Raw genomic sequence first — 3,080 nt, 5'->3', positions numbered from 1 at the left:
GCACGTAGCCTATCGCATCGACGCGAACCCTGTTCTTACTGCACGCGCCAATCAGCCTCGCGTAAAGCCCGCTGACAGCGATGAAGAACCCGGCGCGGATACGGAAATCAAATACATTGCTATGTTCAATCGGCGAGTTGCCAAGGGGCAATGCTTTCATCGTCCGTATCTAGGTTGTCGAGAGTTCGCATGCCATTTTGCGCCGCTCGACGGCACTGAAAAACCGCTTGACTGGGATCAGTCACTAGGACTCATGTTGTATGACATACAGTTTGGCAATTCCAATCGCCCAGGATTCTTCGAGGCATGTATTCGAAAGGGCGCTCTTCATTGCGATGCAATGAATCCAGGAGTCGACGGAGAAAAGCCAGTCAGGATCTACGGATGGGAAATAGATGAGGTGCCAGTATGATCCTGCAACGACTATACGAATTGGCTGATCGAGAAAAACTGATAGACGACCCTTCCCTCGTGAATAAAGAGGTTGCGTGCCGAATCGATATCGATGACTCGGGAAACTATCTTGGCATTCAAGATCTTAGGCAGTCTGTCGAGAAACCGGCGAAAGGAAAGACGCCAGCAAAAGTAATCAAGAGTGGTGGCAAGCTTTTGCCTGTCCCGGTTCGCCCCGTCGTTCGTGATGCCGAAGGGCAATGGAAGACTACTGATCCTGCGGCGAGCGGAAAGGAAAAACCCGCAGTCTTTCTCGTTGATACGATTGCGCGTGTACTCCCGGTCAACCGACTGTTAGACGAAGACAAACGCGAAAAGTTTGCTTCCCAACGTGCGACGTTTTGGCGATTCATGAAACACGTTATCGTAGAGTTAAAGAACAACGCTCTCGAACCGATTGCGAGGTTTGCAGACAAATTACTCGAATCAACTGATCTTGAGGATCGCATTTGTCAGGATTTGGATTCACTTGGACTAGCAAGCACAGTTCTTTGTACACTCGCACTCCATTCAGATTCTGGGAAGTGCCTTGGCGAACGAACAGAAATCATCTCTTGGTGGCGTGAATTTTTCGGAGGTGACTTTGCAACCCAACAGGCAGGCGGGCGACAAGGGCTTTGTCAAGTCACCGGTCGGGTGTCGGGGATCAGCCAATCTGTCAAAACAAAGGTTAAGGGATTGGTACCAATCGGATGTCGAGCGGACGCTTATCTCGTGACTGGATTGGATTCGGCTGATAGCTTCAATCTCGTTGGAGCAGAAGCGTCAATGGTCTCTCCCGAGGGAATCGATGGCTTTACCCGTGCACTCAATGCGTTGATCGGAAACGATTTTCCGTCACAACGCACCAGTTACAGGGTCAATGGCATCATGTTCCTTTTCTGGACACGTGAAAAGCATGACCATTCGATGATGACTCTTTTCGAACCGGAACCCGACCAAGTACGTTTCCTTCTCGAGTCTGCATCCCGAGGGGTGCAATCGTCCCAGGCAAGCTCGGATGCATTCTACATGTTGACGTTGGGTGGGAACTCCGCCAGAGTCGTTGTACGTGACTATCTGGAAACCACGGTCGATCGCATTCACCTGAACTTGGTTGCCTGGTTCAAGGAGCTGACTATCGCGGATCTCTCAAAAGACGGAAACGGGTATTCGTCCAGTCGCGTACCATTGTGGATGCTTGCGAATGCGACCGCGATGGATAGTGACGGTGTTGCACCTGATACACCAGCTCGGCTATTGCAGGCCGCAATCCAACGTACGCCCATTTCCGATTCGATACTCAATGCATGTTTGCGTCGATTGCGAGCTGATGGTGCCAGTGGTTTTTATCTGGCACGTATGTCTTTGATCAAACTTTACCTCCTACGAAAGGGCTTGCCCGTGACCGAAACTCTTGATCCAAGTGAAAACGATCCCGCTTATATTTATGGGCGTTTACTCTCCATTTTTGAACAGATTCAATACGACGCTTTGGGAGATGTAAATGCGAACGTGGTCGATAAGTTTTACGCGACATTCAGTGCATCTCCTGGTCTTGTCTTCAGCCGACTATTTGCAAATGCTCAAAACCATTTACGAAAGCTAAAGAGCGAAAAGCCAGGTGCGGCTGTGAACAGTGAAAGGCTACTCAGTGAAGTAGTCGCTATGTTGAACGCGAGTCCTCCAAGTATGCGACTGTCCCTTCAGGACCAAGGGCGATTCGCAATTGGCTATTACCACCAGAAAGCAAAGCGATTCCAAGACATTGCTGAGAGCAAAGCAAAAAAAGCGGCCTCGTAAGAACTGGAATTAACTTTCGACGTAGGCTTGTTTTTAGGCCTAACGGCAAAAAAGTATCAATCAGATTCACTATCCACAACACACAACTGTAACTTCCTGACACTGAAAGCACCTATCAATAATGCCAACCGATACTACCTCCTCAACGGTCAACAAACGCTACGATTTTGTTCTGTTATTCGATGTCCAAGACGGAAACCCCAACGGTGACCCCGATTCAGGAAATCAGCCAAGAATCGATCCGCAATCTCTTCAGGGATTAGTTACGGATGTTTGCATCAAACGCAAAATTCGCAACGCAATCTCGGTATTGGCGGGCGAAGCGCCAGGAACCGAGTTGTATTTTCAAACGCAAGATGCTGTTTATGAGAAGCGAGTCCTAAATCTTCAGCATCAACGAGCCCAAACGGCAGTGAAGTCCGACGAAGGTTCAGATCCAAAAGCAAAGGCAGACAACACAGCCAAAGCCAGAAAATGGATGTGTGAAAACTTTTATGATATTCGTGCGTTCGGTGCCGTCATGACGACAGGCGTCAATTGCGGTCAAGTTCGTGGTGCTTGTCAAATCACCTTTGCGCGTTCGATCGATGCGATTGTACCGATGGAGTTTTCAATCACTCGAAAATCGGTAACAACCGAAGACGAGGCAAAGAAGCAATCTCAGAAAGATGGCAGCATCACTGGTACGATGGGACGTAAAAATACAATTCCATACGCGTTGTATCGTTGCCAAGGTTTCATCAACCCTTACCTTGCACGCGATACAGGATTTTCCTTTTCGGACTTGCAATTGCTTTGGGATGCGTTGAAGGGGACGATGTGGGAAATCGATCGATCTGCTAGTC

At 48.9% G+C, this 3,080-nt stretch carries 2 protein-coding genes and 1 pseudogene; all 3 read left to right on the top strand.

Annotation, left to right across the window (positions count from 1 at the left end; genetic code table 11):
• Positions 1-412: pseudogene (locus tag ACIQ2L_RS14525) on the top strand (hypothetical protein); the annotation flags it as partial.
• Entirely contained in the window at positions 409-2,235 is a 1,827-nt protein-coding gene (gene cas8c / locus ACIQ2L_RS14520) for a type I-C CRISPR-associated protein Cas8c/Csd1 (protein ID WP_396160107.1), read from the top strand. The pseudogene ACIQ2L_RS14525 and the gene cas8c, both read left to right, overlap by 4 nt.
• A 121-nt stretch (positions 2,236-2,356) precedes the next feature.
• Positions 2,357-3,080: type I-C CRISPR-associated protein Cas7/Csd2 (cas7c, locus tag ACIQ2L_RS14515; RefSeq protein WP_396160105.1), on the top strand; the 724-nt coding region annotated here is incomplete at its 3' end.

Origin of the sequence: Flavobacterium sp., from assembly GCF_044369455.1 — a bacterium.
Lineage (GTDB): Bacteria > Bacteroidota > Bacteroidia > Flavobacteriales > Flavobacteriaceae > Flavobacterium.
This window is presented reverse-complemented; position numbering and strand designations above follow the sequence as displayed.

Bases quoted from the DNA above. Each gene is read 5' to 3' on its own strand.
- cas8c (WP_396160107.1), top strand. From the start codon at position 409: ATGATCCTGCAACGACTATACGAATTGGCTGATCGAGAAAAACTGATA.